Origin of the sequence: Roseburia sp. 1XD42-34 (assembly GCF_009917385.1) — a bacterium.
Lineage (GTDB): Bacteria > Bacillota > Bacilli > Bacillales > Amphibacillaceae > Virgibacillus.
The window spans coordinates 44,348-62,982 of sequence record NZ_QWLJ01000024.1; the positions used below are offsets into that span (position 1 = coordinate 44,348).

Below are 18,635 nucleotides of genomic sequence, written 5' to 3' on the forward strand. Positions count from 1 at the left end.
GAAGAGGTTATTTTGTGTAGGTTTAGCTAATGTTATGTGACAATAAAGTCGCGTTACATTGTCTTTATGATAAAAGCATCATTTTCTTTTTTTGCCTTCAAGTTTTTCCCAATATTACCCACTGGGATTTTATTATGAGAAATTCCCGCAATGATCGCATGCGCCTTTAATATCGAATTTTTTTATCGTCAAAATGTTGCCGGTTACTTTACCAAACAGACTATCCCAAGACTCTGATACTACATTCCATCAGAAAAAGAAATAACCCCTGCCCTTCAGGAGTTACAGCCATATGCTAAGCTGTAATCCCTAACCCAGCGGCTGTTTCCACTTGATTGCTGGCATGATATTTGGGAATTTCTTAGTTCCAAGCCCAAATTTCTTACAGTACGGCCCCCGCTACTCATCTATTGACACTCTCTGCTTTTCCTCCTTGCATCATGACATTTTCTCGATCCGTTATTTCTCCCAAATTAATACGGCTCGTTCTAAAATTGAATCCCAAGTTTCTTTTCCGGCAGTGACTTTTTCTGAATCAAAATCTACATAATAGACGACATCAACTTCTTTACTTTCTGGAAGTTCAAAGACATATCCTTCCTTATTAGGATCCTCCCCATTCTTAATAAGTTCTCTTGAAGGTGAATCAGCGATTGTTTTTGTATAATAAATAAAACTTACATTCTTATTTTCTCCTTCAATTTCCATTTTCATGGGATGGGTTACGTTAACACTAGCATAGCTTTCGCCATAATAACGGGAAGCCAATTGATGGTCATTGTGCTTTTCAATTTTGACGAGCTTTTCTGAATATGGAATGACCATTTCATAATAAAAAACATACGCAAATGCCCCAAATAAAACGATAGCCGTTGCGACAGCAGAAGCAATTGAAATCAGTATTTTTTTCTTGCGCCATTTTTTACTGATTTTCTTAAAAAGAGAGACTTTATTTTCTGCCGGAATATAAAGTTCACGCTTCATGGAGTCGTATTCCTTTTGACACGTCTCACAATGCTGTAAATGCTCATCGACCATTTCTTTTGTATCTTCGCTGACTACTCCATCAACATAAAGAGGCAAAACATCTTGTATGATGGTACATTTAATCTCTTTCATGATTTATCTCCTCCATATAATCCAAAATTTTCTTCCGGGCTCTGTAAAAGGTTACCCTTGCCCATCCGGCGCTTTTCCCAAAAAGTCTTCCTATTTTCTCAAAAGGCAGTTCGCCAAAAGTGCGTAGTGAAAACACTTCTTTGTATGGCTCATCCATCGAGTGAAGAAACTGATGAACAGTAAAAGCCTCTTCCTCGTTCATCAAATGTTGTACAATTTGCACTCCCGTCCCTGGTTCATCAATGAAGTCCGAGTTGATTTGCCTTTTCATTTTTTTATAATGAGAAAAATAGGTGTTTTTGGCAATTGTAAAAAGCCATGCTCGAATATCTTTAGAACCATCAAATGTTTCGATTGCTTTTAATGCTTTAAAAAAAGCCTCTTGCGTCATTTCTTCCGCTACACCTTCATCATGACTTAATGATTTCATAAACAAATAAACTTCTTGAAAGTATTCGCAATAGATTTCCTCAAAGTCCACCTCTTTTCACCCCTTATACTGATATAACTCCCAGAACTTGATTACGTTACAAAAAATACTGACATATTTTACACTCAGAGCCATTACATGATCCTCACGCTTGCCGATCTTCCTTTAACATCGACAAATTTTCCACAAACGAAAAAAGGCATATATTCAAACGAAAATGAATAAACCCGCATCCATTACTTTATGATATAGTTGATTAAAACTGATATTAAACTGTATTATTTTCCGTATTTAGGATAATAGAATAAACACTGTAAACTCGCTTGCCTGTTAGCGTTATGCTGACAGGTACGATTGTTTTGACGGCAGGCATATATATAACATATGCGGTAGGGAAAGGCATAACAGAAAGTATGGACTTTACAAAGTTTCAAATGAGTATTTGGCATACATCCCTAGCTATTCTGCTGTTAATGACTATTTCAATCACCATAACCTGGTCGCTTATTCATTACTTTCGAAAAATACAATTATAGAACGATTACGGGAAGTGGAATAGTGTTAAGAAGTTAAAGATCAATAATATCAGAAACCGAAACCCCTTAACATGTAGTACTTAACAGCAGCTTTAAAAATGAAAAGCACCTCGATGTTAGTATGATTACCCCATAATCTTTTTCTCCTTTATAATTGGGACAATCATTTTTATATTCTCTAAGTGATAAAAAGGAATGATATTTAAGGAATAACTTAAAATCTTTTGTGGGAAAGTTTGGACACATACTATGGTATCGCTATGATGCAACTAGTTTAATTGTTGAAAAAATTTATATTTAGGAGGGAATTGATGAATGAAGAAGCTTTTGGTTTGTTTTATTAGCTCTTTTGCTGATCCCTACTGGCAGTTCATATGGAATGACACCCCCTGTTAAGGGTGGAAAACTATTAGTCGATTTTTATGATGCAGATGGTATTCTGGTCAAGAAGCAGAAGAACTTCTGAAACCACCTATAGAGCCGCAAGTTCTGGAAGAACCTAAAGTCACTGATGATATCCCTTATCTACATATTTATGATGAAAATAATTTCATAATAGATTCAACAGCTGAAAATGTTCTTAAAGTCCAAAATGAGGCCAAGGCGGCAGTTAAAACAGCTTCTTTACAAACTTATAAGTATGATCCTAACTTGTTTACAAACAATATTTAATATTTGGGTTGCTAGTGGAGCATTTTTTCATCAACTCCAAAGTATAGAAATAAGACCTAAGAAGAAAATGAACTCTATAATAACTAGAGTATATCGTCAAGGCTCTGCAACTCCAGTGAGAAGCGTGAAAATCGCAAACTTTTCACATGTAGCAAATATCCTTCTTCATAAGTTTACAAAGTATAAAATTATAAGATTCAGTTGCTAAATGAAGATCCCAATCAACCAACTATCTATCTAGATACTGCGCATCTTTATTATAAATAAAATGATATGCTGCGGCTTCGACATGTCCGGTTTTTTGCACAGTTTGTATCTTTTTTCTGATGGATGTGAGTGCATATTGCTGATGAATCATCTTTGCTCGCTTACGCTAGCCTTGTCCTGAATGATCAGCCGTTCTTTGATTCGGTTTCTATAGATACTTAAAAATGCATCATAGTATAGCTTATCAACTAAAAACATGGAAACAGCTTCAACAGTGCTATTTTTAACCCTTCCCAATCAATTCATATAAGCTGTTGATCAAAGTTGCATCAAATTCCCGTATGGTAAAAGGCCATTCTTACATGATTATTTTTCAGACTCAACAGTAGAAATGAGAGTGTCTATTTGTGGTTTGTAAGAGCCGACAAATTACATATATTAGACTAGATGTTACACCATATGCCCTTTATCCAAAAAACCCCTCAATGAATGTACAAAATGCTTTTCACATTTGGAAAATTGAGCTTTATGGTCAACCCCGAACCAAGCTCTGATTTTGCCTCCAACTGAATGGCTAAATCATAAGCCATCTTGCTCACTAAGAAGAGTCCCATACCTGTTGCTTGTCTTGTATAGGTACCTCTCCCTCCAGTAAAGCCCTTATCAAAAATAAAGGCTAAATCTTCTTCAGAAACACCAGGCCCATTATCTCGTATAGATAAAAGGCTTTGATCACTCGCTCGATCATAACCCGTTTCAAACTCCAAAATGGGATCATTCTGATTCTGCGTCACGTATTTCGTACTGTTAAAGATGATTTGTTCTATGATGAAAGCTAATCCTTTGCGGTCGGATAATATCTCCATCTCTTCCCCTTTGAACTGTACTTGAAAACCGGATTCATCTAGGATTGTTTGATGGTCTTCAACAGTCTGTTTGCAAAATGCGAGCACATGTATTGGTTCAAAAATATAATCTTTATGAGCAGCCCCAAGCCTTGCAAAATACAAAATTCGCTCTACGTCTCCATGCATTTGATCTCTAATATGAAGCATACGCTGTCTCACAAGAGGAGACATTTCGTCACTGCGGTTATCTAATAGCAATGTCATCAATGAGAGCGGCTTTTTAATTTCGTGAACCCATCCTTCGATATAGTTTTCATAATCGGCGAGCTCAATGACTTGATCATTCAATTCCGTCTGATATGACCTTAAGCTACTTCCTACTCTACGGATAAATGACCAATGAGTCTTAGGAGATACGCGGCATAATCTTTCTTCGTTCGCTTCATTCGGTTCTAACAAAAAATCTTGAAAGGCAGCTTCGATGATTTTTTGCTTTCTTATCATCAGGAATACAGATAATACTATCATCGCAATTGTAAAAATAATCATGAGTCCCACTAACACTTTAAAGGTTTCAGGGTAAGCCAGCCAAGCTAAATAACTAAAAAGGAGGCTTATAGCCATTAAGATAAGAAACCATTGTTTATGGGCATGAAAACAATCATAGATTTGCTTTATCCATTTCATGGCTTCTCCTGCCCCCTCAGTCGATAACCTTTGCCCCTAATTGTCTCAATTTGATCCTCCAAGCCTAACTGTCGCAATGTTTTTCGTAAGCGAGTCAGATTTACTTGAAGAGCATTTTCGTCTATATATTGGTCTGTTCCCCATAAAATTTCACTCAGTGTTGATTTGGATACAACCTCAGGTTTATGTTGTGCCAAAGCCAATAAAATTTTTCCTTCATTCGCTGATAGCAATAACGACTCGGATCCTTTATACAACGTAAACGTATTGGGATCTAATGAAAAACTGCCACCATCGATCAAGTCAGGTTGTCTTTCAAACCTTCTTAGCAAGTTCTGAATGCGTGCCAATAATCGGTCTCGATTACATGGCTTAGTGAGATAATCATCGGCCCCTAAATGAAGACCATGTAATTCATCTTGTAACTTATCTCTGGAAGTAAGCATCAATATGGGACCAATCCCTTTGGATTTTAGACTTTTACATATTTCAAATCCAGAGGGTCCCGGTAAATTGATGTCCAATAAGACTAAGTTTGGTGCCAAAGTGGCCATTTGCGCGACTACATCATGAAAATCGGTAATTGCTACTGCTTCAAACCCTTCTTTTTGCAATATATCCATTAACTCTTCTCTCATCCATGAATCATCTTCAACAACAGCAATCCTCGCCACTTTGACACCTCCTTCTATATGAAAAGTGACTTTTCTTTAATCTATATTTGGCTTCCAACGCAATTTATCGATCTCATGACCTGCTGAACGGGAAACGGCTACTCCATAAATCACAAAAATGAGGATGACGACACATGCAAAGGCAAAGGCAATCGGATAAAGGAACGCATTGTCTTCGATGCGAATCACCACAAATGAAATCATTGCCTTTATCCCAACAGCCGCACTCACACATGCCAGAGACATAGGTAACAGAAAAGCCAACAACACTTGTCTATGCATCGACGTTTTCATTTGCTTGCGTGTTGCTCCCAACATGGAAAGTGTTACATAGCGCTGTCCAGTCTGCTTCATCTGTGTCAAAAATTGCAAAGCTAATACCGTACAAGCAATAATCAAGAATAAGAATCCCACGTATAGTGTCGTATAACTTCCCGCAACAACATAGAAGAGTTGGCGTCCAAAGTTTTGCAAATAACTTTCAAACTGGAAGCCTGAAGATTGTAATAAGTCTCTTGCTTCCATCATGGGTTTCATTAAACCTTGCTCATCTTGCAGCTTTTGTGGGATGCGAAAATTCCAATAAGACACATAAGTTTCCGTATTTAAAAATTGTTCAAACATAGGATCGGGGACGATAAATGCGGAATGTATCTCTACCGAACGGTCTGCGACTAATCCTCTCATTGGAGTGGATGGTCGTATAGATATTGTCTGACCTTGAATGCTCATCAAACTTTGCCCTTCTTTTTCAGCCTTTTCAAGAATACGATCTAATACAGGCATGCGTTCTAAATTATCCATATGCAAAAGGTCTGGATTAAAGTATAGAGCAATTTCATCTGCATGCAGGTTCAGTGATTTTTCTCCTATTGCCTTTAAAAGTCCATTATAAGATGATTCGGGAATAAGGTAAGGTGCTTTTGCATCAATCTCTAGGACCCCAAGCAAGTTAAGTGCTTCGTGGTTTTCCGAACTGATCGTGTAACCTTGCATTTCTCCGGATAAAAGCTGCTCTTTATAGTCGCTTGGCAGAGCCATAATGAGCTGCTCTCTTAATTCAGACCAGTCTACCAACGATGAAGGCGAGTTGCCATCCCCTTGTTCATCCTTATATTTCATTTTCCCGATTTCTAATAGATTCAAGTCTTCTACATATGGTACCATTTTTTCTGAAGTAAGAAATTGCTCAACCTTTTGATGATCTCCATGTACCGTAAAATCATATAACGAGGAAGTCCTAGTAATAGCACTATCGAAACCAATAATCGTTGAAGCACCATTGGTGATCAAAATGATCGACAATGTGATGAGGATGGATGTTACAGCAACAGAAGTGGATTTATTCGCTACATTTTCCTGGAACTGCCTTAAAGTAAAGGTGCGCAGCCCTTTCGTAGATTTACCTTCGGACAAGCTTGCCAATAAGCCAAATAGTTTTCCAAATCCCCTCATAAAAAAGATCGTTCCCAAACATCCGAGAGCCAATGCCACAAACAGGAGAAGTCCTGCAAAATCCATAAAACGATATAAAACAATCCAGTAGGCAACACCTAGTAAGACAATACCCACTAAAATATGGATTATATTGCCTTTAAAATGTCCCATATCTTGTTTCTTATCCATTTGCTCATAAAGTAATTGATGTACCTCTTGATTAAATAACCTTCCGCCAAGAATGACTAATGCGATGAGCTGGATGAATAAAAAACCGATGATTGTAAAGATTATCGCGCTTACCGACAAGCTTATTTGATGACCGATAATTCCCTGGCCGACTAGTTTAGAAACCGTCAAGCTGATAATTTCCGCTAAAAATGCGCCTATTAAAATGCCGCCAATGAGCGCAAAAATAGACGTCATAAGCCCCTCTGCTGCAAGTTGAAGAACAAGGCGCTCTTTACGCATTCCTAACATGAGATAGAGTCCAAACTCTTTGCTTCTCCGATTTAATTGGTACTGATTCGCAAATAAAATCAAAAAAAACAATAGTAATAGGGCAAATAGATACACAAGGGGCATGAGCGATAAGAGCTTATCGATCGCATCACTTTCAAATTCTTTCAAGAATAGGATCACATCTTGTCTTCCAAGTGAAAGAATGATATAAAACGAGGCTACTGCTGTGACAAGTGTTGCAAAATAGATTAAATTTTCCTTCCGACTTCGATTCGCATTACGATAAATCAGCCTAGAGAACATTTGCGCTTCCTCCCCCAAGCTGAGCTAATACCTTTAAAATTCTGTCATAAAATTTCTCGCGAGACTCATCTTGTTTGCGACGCAGTTCATGAAAGATAACACCATCTTGAATAAACAGGATTCTGGAGCAAAAGCTTGCGGCATTCGGGTCATGGCTGACCATTAAAATTGTTTTTCCACTACTTCTATTCATTCCTTCCAGCTTATTCATTAAGATTTTTGCAGAGCGTGTGTCCAATGCTCCTGTCGGTTCATCTGCAAGAACGATATCTGGATCAGAAATCAAACTGCGGGCAGCAGCCACCCTTTGCTTTTGTCCTCCAGACATCTGAGATGGAAATTTATGAAGGATATCGGTAATTTCAAAAAAACTTGCCAGCTCATCTAACTTAACACGAGCTTTCGCAAAATCCACCCCATGAATAGACAGCGGCAATAAGATATTTTCTTGTCCCGTTAAATTATCTAGCAGCGCAAAGTCTTGAAACAAGTACCCAATTCGACTACCACGATATTCTGCTAAATCCTTACTGTCAAAAGCACTGATGTTTTTCCCATGTAAAAGCACCCGCCCGGCAGTTGGCTTGATGATCGTGGCAATGCAGTTTAATAACGTCGTTTTACCAGACCCGCTTGGTCCCATGATTCCTAAAAATTCTCCTGGGAGAATATCAAAACTGACACCGTTTAAAGCTTTTGTTATATTGTCTTTCTTTCCGAAGTTTTTTTGTAAGTCTTGAACCTCTAGTAACTTCTCTTGCCTCGTCATATATAACTCTCCTTTTTATGATCATTTTGAATCTCGAATGGAGTTATACACATTATAAACGGTGTAAATGACTAAGAACACTTACAGATGATGTAAGGAAAGTTGAATCTCCGCTTATTCTATACATCTACTTGTTAATCTAGGTTTCTATAACGCTCCTCTTATTCTATCTTCTCGTCCCCTCTTGGTGGCATTAAAAAATTACCATTTGTTAAAGATTTCCTATTAAAATTTCGAGTTAAAAGCAGCAAAAAAACAAACAACGTTTTTAATTGTGACTCCGCTTTAGCATTAGTAAATAAATGATACGCTTTCAGAAAGTGCCTACGTACACAAAAGTTTATGCTCACCATTCTAAATTTTTAATGTAACCAATCTAATAATAGATAAAGCATATATATATTAATTTTTTCGGAAAAATAATCTTTCAAAGGGAACCAGCCCCATTGTATTTAAAGATATCCCCATTAGGTTTTTATGAAATATGGCCTTTTCAAACGTAGAATATAAAGGTATTATAATACCTTGATTGATGAAGCTTTCTTCCAACCCTTTTAGCAACTGCATCCGCTTTACACGTTGTTTTTCTCTCATAGCTTTATCAATAAATTGATAAATGTCCTTATCTGAATGGTATAGGTTAGAAAATACACTACTACCAGATAGAAATAGGTTATATGCCGAAACCTCTCTTGAGTTGTCAAAAACCAATTCGGATAGAACGATATCTGCTTGTTTCGACTCCTCTATAAAGCGTGAATAAGGTACGTTTACAATATGAAGTTTTACTCCAACTTCTTCAAATTCCCTCCGCAACCATTTGATGTTATCCTGATTTGGGATCCATTGATATGTCATTAAAATTAACGGTTCTTTATAATCAATATCTTGATTAATTAAAGAATTGGAGATATATGCATTTTCTGGATCTATCACTGAATTTGCTGTTTGAAACCTTGGATACCCCAAATCCCCAATCAGCTTATCTTTATTTATAATAGAAGATATCTTTCTTCTTAATACACTATTTACTTTTACATTCTCTTTTTTCATATTCCACATCAAGTACTTTATGGATAAGTTATGTTGTTGAATATTTTGATACACCTCATTACCACTTTCTTCTATAGAAAACGGAATGTAAAATAAAGGTTTATGCCCCATTTTATTAGCATTAAAATACTTTTCCATGGTCGGTAACACAAAGATGGATATTTCATCAATAAAGGCTCTCCCTTGAAAGTAAGTAACATGAGCCATTAGTTTTAATAGATACTTATCGTGTTTTCTAACCATATAAGGTCCTGTACCTACTGGATATTTAGCAAATTCCTCTTGTGATTTACCACTATAATTTTCAGGAATAATGGAGCATTTAGGGGAAGATAATAGAATATCCCAGCCATTCATCGGCTGTGAAAACTCAAAGCGAACAACATAATTCCCTAAGCAACTTATGTTGTTAAGGTGTCTCACTATCCATTTTTCCGATGTATTTCTAAGCCTTTCAAAGCTAAATTTTACATCTTTTGCAGTAAGGATTTTATTGTTATGGAAATGAATACCCTTCCTTATATAAAAAGTCCATTCTTTCCCATCATTATCTTGTTTCCAATAATGCGAAATGTTCGGCACTATTTTTCCGGATGGCTTATTGTAGGTAACTAATGTATTAAAAATTTGCTCAACTAGATGTCTTTCGGAACGTCTTTCTACAGCAGAGGGATCTAATGAATAAAAGGAACGGAAATAAGGAATCTTTAAATGTTCATAATCATTTTTTTCTTCATTTTCCATTGTCATAGAGCCAACTTTTAATCCAAATAGTTTAAAAACGATATCAGTATAGACCTGTTCTTTCTCTATATATAACGCATTCATATCTAACAGTGATATCAGCCTAAGAATATCGTCATAATTAGGGGCTAGGCGTTCAAAATAATCAAGCATTTCTTCCATTGTTTTTAAAAAAATGATCGTGGTTGAATTACCTCTTCCTTCTCCCTTGTTTCTTTCTATCCACTTTTTATCCACCAACTTATTCAATATATTGGTTACAGTTCTTTCCGTACATTGTAATTCTTTACTGATCTTAGCTCTTGTTAGTTTAACCTCTTGGAAAGCTACACCATTTGAAAATTTAACAAACAGTTGCAAATAATAGTCTATAAGTTTCATCATTGAATGCTCCCATAAAAGGTGAAAAGATAAATAACAATTTTCACTTTTCGTTCTCCTTTTATTAAATATAATAATAAGTATAGGATTTGTAAACGGATTTCAAAGAAAGGGGTAAAAATAATTGCTTAACGTAGTATACCAGGAGATTTATTCAGATGAGTAATTCATTAAAAAAAGGACATCTATACAACTTGCTTTCTGTTCTCATGATGGCAGTAGGACCGTTATTGTCCAAATTTGGACTAGTAGAAATTTCACCTGCAAAGGCATCTGTTATTAATGCTATAACTGTTATATTTGCAAGTTATTTATTGGGTTTACTACAAAACAAGAAGGTGACATTCTATTTTGAAAAAGAAATCATTATGTTAGCTTTATTTAATTCAATAGGGGTTATTTTTTTATTTCTAAGCACTCATTTGCTTTCACCTGTTGAAATAGGATTTATTGGAAGATTTTATACAGTATTTGCTGTTCTATTATCTGTTTTATTATTAAAAGAAAAGCTAAGCAAAAATGAAATCATATTTATTAGCTTAGCCATTTTAGGAGCATTTTTATTTGTTCATAAAGACGGCAATTACGAATCCAATATATTAGGCAGTTTCTTCGCAATTTTATATACATTCTTTTTCGCACTAACCAATATTTTTATAAAAAAGAGCCTAACAAAAGAAAAAGAATCAAATTCAATTCTATTCACCAACAATTGTATCACCTTTATATTTCTTTTTCTTTATGCTACTTTTACAGGGGACCTATTTACATCGGGGTATTCATTAACAGGAATTAGTTATATAGTAATATCTTCACTTTGTACTGGGTTTTTAGGAACACTTTTTCTGTATCAAGCATTGAATCATTTACGTTTCGCAATCGCCAATGTAACGAGAGCATTCAGTCCATTATTGCTCGCTGTTATATCCTTTCCGTTTTTTCCTATTGAAATAACCTTTCAGAATACGGCAGGTGCAATCGTTTTAATCATCTCCATTCTTTTATTATCTTTTGGAGAAAGAAATAAAAGCAAGTCTAGCGATACCAATAAAAAATACATATAAATTCGTAATATCATTCCAAACGAAGTCCCGAGATTCTAACTCTCGATATCTGGATATGAAAAATTCCTTTAGATAGACCGTAACCAATCATTTATCCTGTCATATTGATTCTCTATAAATGGCTGTGCAGAGGGCATCCAATTAGCAATGTCCCTGATAGGGAACATTTTAAAGAGGAAAAAGCGCATCATCAAGTGAAACTTTATTCCGGAGGATTTTTCTTCCATCTTCTACTGTTGTTAGTACCGCCAGGGTATGACCTAAAGGCCTTTGAACCAATTGGGTATTTAGGTGCCGTTTACTCCCACTTAGACCTTTTGTACCAACTCAGGGATTATGAAGTGGGAGTCTTACAGCACCTTACATGCGGGATAAAATCATTCAAAAAACGGACCGATTTAAATAGCAGTGATTTTTTTCACAAAAAACAAATAATAATAAAGTTGTTTCATTCTTCTCCATCATTTTTCAACTACACTTTATTTTTTCTACATTCTAAAATGATTGATCATTCATTCTCCAAAAACTCGGTCCATAATCTGTATTCTCAACCGAAATATTTAAATCAGAAGCAGGTAAAGCTTCTCCAACTGTTAACTGATGCATGTTATTTTGTATAGGAGAGCCAAAGGAGAATTCCAGTTGTTTGGCGTCTAAATCAAACAATATAGAATGCACGGTTCCAAAGTTTTGTTGATAATTATGCACCGTTAACCCCTCAGGATATTCTTGTAATAGGAAACTTCGCAGATGGTTTTTCGAGATAAGATCATTGCTTTTTAAACTATTTTTCATAAAATCATAACGTACTTTGGACTGTTCCAACATGCCATTTTCTATTCTCGAAATATGAGGAAATAGGGCATGGTTAGTTGCAATCATATATTCTGATTTGGTGGTGCTCTTTTCTACAGCTCTTTTTCCATCATAAGTTTCGATTAAAGCTGCATGACCATCGGCATCTGCTAGAAGCAAATTCATATTTGTTCCAATAGGCATATCCTCTATATAAGAAATTCCCTCCTCAACGTCTTTACAATTTTCCAGTAACGCCCTGACGATCACCATAAACTGTAACCCTTTTATAGTCGGCTTTTTCATTCCCGGATGTTTTCCAACTGGCATACCGCAAGCGGCAAAAGCTACACAAAACCCTTTTTCATTTAAGCCTTCGCTTCGACCAAAATATGAAACGGAAAATCCAGTATGACTGTATTGCCCCTTTACTTTTGTTGTACAGAGTCTCATATCAGCGATGGCTGGGGACAAGTCGTAGTTTCTTAGGACATACGTTTTACGATCGTTTGTCTTAGTCGGTAAAACAGCACCCAAACTACATCCACCTGGTTGTAGCAACGCTTCATCGAAGAAGACAAGATCACTTAGCTTTACATTAAGCTCATCTGCAAACCCTTGTAATTCTTCGTTTAAACCTGGACAATACTGGTTCATGAGCTTTTCCATATCCTTACATTTTGCCTCGTCTATTGGTTTGACTGATAAAACTGTATTCTTTGCTACTGGATTCTTTTTTATTTCTTTTCCTTGCTTTCTACCAATTTCATAACTAGTGCCTTCAAGATACGAAAAAGAAGCGTGAATGGACTCTTTCATAATTTATCTCTCCTCAGTCAAAATGATTGATGTATATCGTGGACATACATACCAGCTATCTCAACATATTCTTAAAAGAAATGAACTGACTTCTTCCAATAAAGAATGACAAGCATCAGCAAACCCTTCGATTTCCTTCCCAGAAAACCTGAGTCAAATTCAGTGAGAATAGATTTGCATTGCTCGAATCTTCAGGGATCGATAAAGGGTTCCCGCGTATGCCTGCCTGGTAAGTCTTGACTCTTAGCTAGATATACATCATAATTTCCCCCCTTTATTTCTATGTCTATATAAAGAATAAACCCTCCAGCAGGTGGAGAGTTTACCCTCTTTCTATATAATGCTGTTGCTTAATGATCGTTCTTGGTAACTCGTACGCATATTTTCGTAATAAACTCAGAGGGATGTCTGTTCAAATCTGGTCGGATCTCTCTTATATTAAAATCGGAAGGAACAAGTCCTTTTTCATAGATCTCAAACGCATTCCCTACAGGGGATAAATTCTGTTCGATTAGCCAGCTTCTCAACTTTTCATATCCTGCATCCAACTCAGAATAGGGGCCTTTCACAGTCAGGCATGCGTATGTTCCACCAGCTAACATTATACAACCGTCTATTTTATTCGTTTCTTTTATTGGAATCAGAAGTTCCACATCTGCCTCTTTTTGATATAAGTCTCGTTCGTAAAAAACAGCCATGAGATTACCAATAATATCCAGATTAAAAGCATAAACTCGATCAAACAACTTCTTAACCAACTGATCAATAAATGTAACCTTTATTTTCTCACGTAGGGTATAGACTAGTATTTCCTTTCGTTTTTCCATAAAACAGTCGGATAAAAGAGGTCCCGGAATGATAGAGGACTCTTTTTCGATTTGTACTTTTAAACGATTTATTTCTTTTATTTGCTTGGAAAGTTGTTCTTTTTGATCTTCAAGTTCAGCAATTTTATGTTCCAATAGGCTCTTCCAGTGTGTTTGATCATTTTTTTCCATCAATTCCTTAATTGTCTGCAAAGAGAACTGACAGCTTTTTAAAAGCTTAATTTTTTTCATAGTTTGAATTTTGTCGTAGTCATAATAACGATATTTAGTAATAGGATCTATGTAAGAAGGCTTTAGTAAACCAATGTCGCTATAGTAACGTAATGTTTTAACAGGAATATTGCATATTTCAGAAAATTTTCCGATAGAGTACATTTTTTCATCCTTTCAACATATTTTCTTTGGCAAGTAAAAAATGTATGAAATGACAATTAACCATGTCGCCAACCTTATAAATACAATAAGGATTCTTTATAACGGAGCTGTCGATGAAAATGATGGGTGAACTGGATGGAGTTAATATACACACCTGAAAATGATTGCTTTCGGCCGCTTGGCAAACGGCTCCCAATAAGGCCGCCATTTTTAAATGATCCTCATGTCTCACATGATCAATCTTAACCGCTGCAACCTGCATAAAAAGAATCCGAGTGATCGAAAAGTTATTCTTCTCTTGTGAATGAGTATATATTTTTTATAAAATAGCTTGATCATTTTCCATCCACTTCAACAATCGAGCCCGACTGTTTGAAATTGTTCATATGAAAAACCATGGAATCTCTGGTGTTAGATGCTCCATGGTTTTGATGAAGTGTGTTAAAGCTTTATATTTTATACTTTGGCTGCCCAAATTTCTATTTCGATTTTTATCTCAGGTAAACCTAACTCACAAAGATATCCAATCGTCATTGCCGGATAATCATTGCTAAATAATTGATCCCACTCTGAATCTAAGAAATCCCAATCAATTATCTCAGTAGCCCATATGTTTACTTTTATAATATTTTCAGCACGTAACCCTTCGGATTCCATCACTTTTTTTATATTGGTAAACGTATTACTCACTTGCTCATTCATATTTTGTGGAAATTGCCCATTTTGATCCATACCGACTTGACCTGATGTAACGTATAACTCTGCATTCCTTGGGATTTTTGTGATATGTGTGTAATTCCCCACCGGTGCAGGCATATTTGATGGGTTTTTCCTTGTAACTTTTCTGTTTTCCATTTATTCACCGCCATTTAGAAATTTTCTGCCGTTTTTCTAGAAAATCAAATTTAGACACACTTCACCTGTGGAATGATTTCTAGAAAAAAACAGCAGTAGAGTATCCATATCCAAAAGATAAGAACTTAAGTGATTTTTTCTTCATGGGTGGACACTCCTCTCTCTAAATGACAGCATTCTTTACGTAAATAAAAAATGAATCTAAGGTTTATTGCTAGTTTCAACCTAGCATTGTTTTAATTAGATTTTTATTATCAGGATAAAAAACTTATTCTGTACAAAATTATTGTCACATAGAGCAAGGTTTTTATCAAGCTTTATTTTAAATAATCGATCTTTGTTTTATTTGGTAAAAATAAATTTTAATTAAAAAACTTTGTTCACCGAAATACAAAGTTAGCGTTTGGCGCGTACTTTTGATCAACTTTTATTTACATTTATAAACGTCCATATTAAGGGATTTTAATAACAAGATGTCATTTATGTAAAAATATTCTTGTTTAATAAAAGGGTGTGTGTTAACATTATTTTGAAAATTTAATCAAATATTATGAGTTTCATTAGTAGTCATGAAACTGATGGTGTGCACATAGTACAGAAGCATCTAAAAACGGTTAATCTACCCAAAATCAAGTATGTAAGGGGACATTTATATGTAAAGGGGTGATAATGATTCATGCTGCTTCTAGTATTATTTTTGGCTACAGCCAATGCATTCATTCTTCTCTATGCACCTCAGCCCCTGCTACCTATCTGGAAGAATGAATTTCAGTTATCCATCTCGGTTGTTAGTCATACTATTTCTATCACCATTATCACCTTAGCTATAACCTCTTTTATGTTGGCATCAAAGTTTGATTTGTATAACCGAAAGAAAATTATTTTGTTAGCGAGTATAGCTTTAATTATTCCAAGTGCCATGATTGCCGTCTCAGATTCATTCCATACGATCTTATTCTGGAGATTTGCATATGGTTTATTTATACCTGGTGTAACGGCTGTTATGATGGCATATACCTCAGAAGAGTTTCCAGCGAAACATCGAGGTAAAATCATGGGGATTTATGTAAGTGCGAATGTTGGGGGTGGGCTATTAGGGAGGGTTATTTCTGGCCCAATAGCAGATCTCTTTTCCTGGAAAGCTGTTTTTGGATGTATGGCTATGTTCTCTACTATTGTCGCTTTTCTTGTATGGCTGTATTTACCTAACCCTAAAAATCAAACAAAAAATAATAATATTAATAGTTCTCTTATTCACTTTAAAAACCCCACTTTAGTTGGTACATTCGCTATTGGTTTTGCACAATTCTTTGCATTTATTAGTTTCTTTACTTACATTCCGTTTTATGTGAGTGGAGCACCTTTTCACCTAACTGTTACGGAAGTTTCTTTATTATACTTAACCTATGCTTTTGGATTATTATCAGCGCCCATATCAGGATATATATCAGATAGGATCGGAAGAAGGTGGACGATGGCTAATGGGCATATAATCGCAGTTATAGGAATATTGTTAACCCTGTTCGGGACGTTGCCAACAATTATTATCGGTGCTTCTTTATTAGTTTTTGGAAACTTCGCATCACAATCAGCTACTACAGCTTTTGTTACTGATATTGCAACAACATCTCGTGGAGCGGCTACTTCCCTTTACTTATTCTTTTTCTATCTAGGCGGAAGTCTTGGTTCTTGGATTCCTGGTATTATCTGGGATGAATTTGCATGGAATGGCGTGGTTCTTTCTACAGCAGGTACAATTTGTATAGCGTTAATGATAAACGCCTCCCTAACAAAGAAGTCTTCGTCTCATCAAAACATTTCTGCGTAATAAAAAATAATTACTTTTATGGAACAAAGGCGCAGAGCGCCCGTTTAGCAACGTAGCGACTGGAGCGAATCGACTAAAGCTTTAGGAATCATGCTCCTGCAACAGGAGTATGCCGACGTAGGGCGGCAAGCCCGTTGTTAGTCGACCTTCCTCTTAACCACCAACCGATGATGACTTATCGTAGGGCAATGGAGGGAAGTCGCCTAGTTGCTGGGCGCTTAAGCCGGACGTGGCTATCCCGTTATATCTGTACTCATAAGCCAACATTTTTATACTTTTGTATGAAAATACCCTTGGCTAAAGGCAATACGAAGCTAAGCCCTTCATCATTGATTTTTTTATTTTCATAATAGATGGTGGCTCGCGCTCTAGGCGAGCCATGGTGGTTTCTTATCTCTTAAAAAGACTGTGGAAATTCCACAGCCTTTTTACGTAGACTAAATCTCAAACCCAAGCATGGATCAATCTTTTTTCCAAAATGCTTGGGTTTCTTACAGCCTTGGCTGTTACTTCGTTTTGGTTTACATGAATTTACTCCCGCTTGTCATATTCATAACGTAAAACTTCATTCAGTAGGAGTTTTCTTCCATCTCCTACTGGATGTTAGTTGAACCAATCGGTCATGTAGGTGCCGTTTTCTCCTTATGTATCTACTCAGGTCTTGAAGTGGGAAGGTCTTACGGCACCTTACATGGGGGAGAAACGGAGGCAAAAGCATTTATTTCTTAAATTTGCCTTAACACATTTAAATTTTATTAATGACTTCGCTAAGTTTTGCTTTTCGTCATTGGTTGTTTCGTTTTCTAACTCAAATCTAACTCAACAACAACTTTTATATGTTAAAGATTAAAAAGTTTACGTATGTTTTCTTTGTCAATAGCTACATGTGTCCCAAAAGGAAAAAAGTAATGGCGTTGCCATTGTTGTGTCTTCATAGCTTGTTTGCTCACAGGTTCAGTCCAGGGCGGATAGACTCGAAAAGCCGTTTTTCCTTTCTTGCCATTATGAGACATAATTCCCTTTTCGATAAGTATTTTTTTATCAAAAACAAACTGCCCTTGGTTTTGTGAACTGCTTACACCTATAACGACAAAATCTACACTATCCGTGCTGGCAAATGGGAGGATTATATCTATAGGTCGTTTTCATATGGTTACGAACTGACCTATTTTAACTGGTGTTGTCTTTGCTTCGCGAAAAATGATATCTTTCCCTTCCATTCCAAAACGGCAAGCGCCATACTCAGCACTTTCTGGTTCTCGAATACCCTTACTCGTCACTGTCATTCCACAAGCTTCATAAACTTTCATAGCCATTTCCAACTGATACGGCAGGTTATTTGTTGCTGGGTCAACAATTTTCTGCCCGGACCTCCAAGTGTTTTCCAATTTGTAAGTAGTCATATAGCCTTCCTTTCTAAGCAATCTATTATACTTCTTTGCGTTTAAAAACATCCATTTAATACCAGTCTAGCACAATTACCTATTTGATGGTGAGTTAGTTCAAACGGAGCACCTGTTTAACGAACTGGTGAACAAATGCAACCATAGTAATGAAAATTTAACAGAAGAAATTCTATGATTAGATTCTTGAGTTTTAAAAAAAGTGCTGTTAAGCCCGCTGTTCACCTTAACACTATCTAGCAAAACTATCAAAAGATCTATACTTTTTAACACTAGCGTTGCATAAACTTTTTATTTCAAAGTCAAGCGAAAATATATTGTTCCAAAATTGGGAATAATAGGAGTTT

At 36.0% G+C, this 18,635-nt stretch carries 12 protein-coding genes and 1 pseudogene; 2 read left to right on the top strand and 11 right to left on the bottom strand.

Annotated elements, in window-relative coordinates:
- Positions 1-459: 459 nt before the first annotated feature.
- The 7 genes from D1839_RS12930 to D1839_RS12960 all read right to left on the bottom strand — a co-directional run bounded on the left by D1839_RS12930 (position 460) and on the right by D1839_RS12960 (position 10,322).
- Complete coding sequence (locus D1839_RS12930) at positions 460-1,119, bottom strand: zf-HC2 domain-containing protein (RefSeq protein WP_120380379.1); 660 nt, start codon at positions 1,117-1,119, stop codon at positions 460-462.
- Positions 1,106-1,600, bottom strand: a complete 495-nt coding sequence (locus tag D1839_RS12935; protein WP_120380380.1) for an RNA polymerase sigma factor — start codon at positions 1,598-1,600, stop codon at positions 1,106-1,108. Before D1839_RS12935 ends, D1839_RS12930 begins: the two co-directional genes overlap by 14 nt.
- Before the next feature lie 1,846 nt (positions 1,601-3,446).
- Complete coding sequence (locus D1839_RS12940; RefSeq protein ID WP_120380381.1) at positions 3,447-4,499, bottom strand: sensor histidine kinase; 1,053 nt, start codon at positions 4,497-4,499, stop codon at positions 3,447-3,449.
- Entirely contained in the window at positions 4,496-5,173 is a 678-nt protein-coding gene (locus D1839_RS12945) for a response regulator transcription factor (RefSeq protein WP_120380382.1), read from the bottom strand. Before D1839_RS12945 ends, D1839_RS12940 begins: the two co-directional genes overlap by 4 nt.
- 36 nt (positions 5,174-5,209) lie before the next feature.
- A complete protein-coding gene (locus tag D1839_RS12950; RefSeq protein WP_120380383.1) occupies positions 5,210-7,375 on the bottom strand; it encodes an ABC transporter permease in 2,166 nt (721 codons plus the stop codon).
- Positions 7,365-8,144, bottom strand: coding sequence for an ABC transporter ATP-binding protein (locus D1839_RS12955; RefSeq protein WP_120380384.1), 780 nt, complete (start codon positions 8,142-8,144; stop codon positions 7,365-7,367). The genes D1839_RS12950 and D1839_RS12955 overlap by 11 nt, the downstream gene beginning before the upstream one ends.
- 402 nt (positions 8,145-8,546) lie before the next feature.
- Positions 8,547-10,322: an ABC transporter substrate-binding protein gene (locus tag D1839_RS12960; RefSeq protein WP_158589658.1), complete on the bottom strand. Its 1,776-nt coding sequence runs from the start codon at positions 10,320-10,322 to the stop codon at positions 8,547-8,549.
- A 158-nt stretch (positions 10,323-10,480) separates the two neighbouring features.
- On the opposite strand from D1839_RS12960, the gene D1839_RS12965 reads away from it, so the two are divergent.
- Positions 10,481-11,386 (top strand): DMT family transporter, encoded by a 906-nt coding sequence (locus D1839_RS12965; RefSeq protein WP_120380386.1) that lies wholly within the window; start codon positions 10,481-10,483, stop codon positions 11,384-11,386.
- Positions 11,387-11,881: 495 nt separating this feature from the next.
- Here the strand turns inward: D1839_RS12965 and D1839_RS12970 are convergent, their stop codons facing one another.
- The 3 genes from D1839_RS12970 to D1839_RS12980 form a co-directional block, all read right to left on the bottom strand.
- Positions 11,882-13,000 carry a C45 family autoproteolytic acyltransferase/hydolase gene (locus D1839_RS12970; RefSeq protein WP_120380387.1) on the bottom strand — a complete coding sequence of 373 codons (1,119 nt, stop codon included), beginning with the start codon at positions 12,998-13,000 and terminating at the stop codon, positions 11,882-11,884.
- A 350-nt stretch (positions 13,001-13,350) separates the two neighbouring features.
- Positions 13,351-14,202, bottom strand: a complete 852-nt coding sequence (locus D1839_RS12975) for a MerR family transcriptional regulator (RefSeq protein ID WP_120380388.1) — start codon at positions 14,200-14,202, stop codon at positions 13,351-13,353.
- A 456-nt stretch (positions 14,203-14,658) separates the two neighbouring features.
- A complete protein-coding gene (locus D1839_RS12980) occupies positions 14,659-15,057 on the bottom strand; it encodes a RidA family protein (protein ID WP_120380390.1) in 399 nt (132 codons plus the stop codon).
- Positions 15,058-15,733: 676 nt separating this feature from the next.
- Between D1839_RS12980 and D1839_RS12985 the strand changes: the two genes are divergently transcribed.
- The gene (locus D1839_RS12985; RefSeq protein ID WP_120380391.1) at positions 15,734-16,885 is read left to right on the top strand and encodes an MFS transporter; all 1,152 of its coding nucleotides are present in this window, start codon (positions 15,734-15,736) and stop codon (positions 16,883-16,885) included.
- Positions 16,886-17,724: 839 nt separating this feature from the next.
- Here D1839_RS12985 and D1839_RS20370 read toward each other — a convergent pair.
- Positions 17,725-18,339 (bottom strand): annotated as a pseudogene (locus D1839_RS20370) (MepB family protein).
- Positions 18,340-18,635 lie beyond the last annotated feature (296 nt).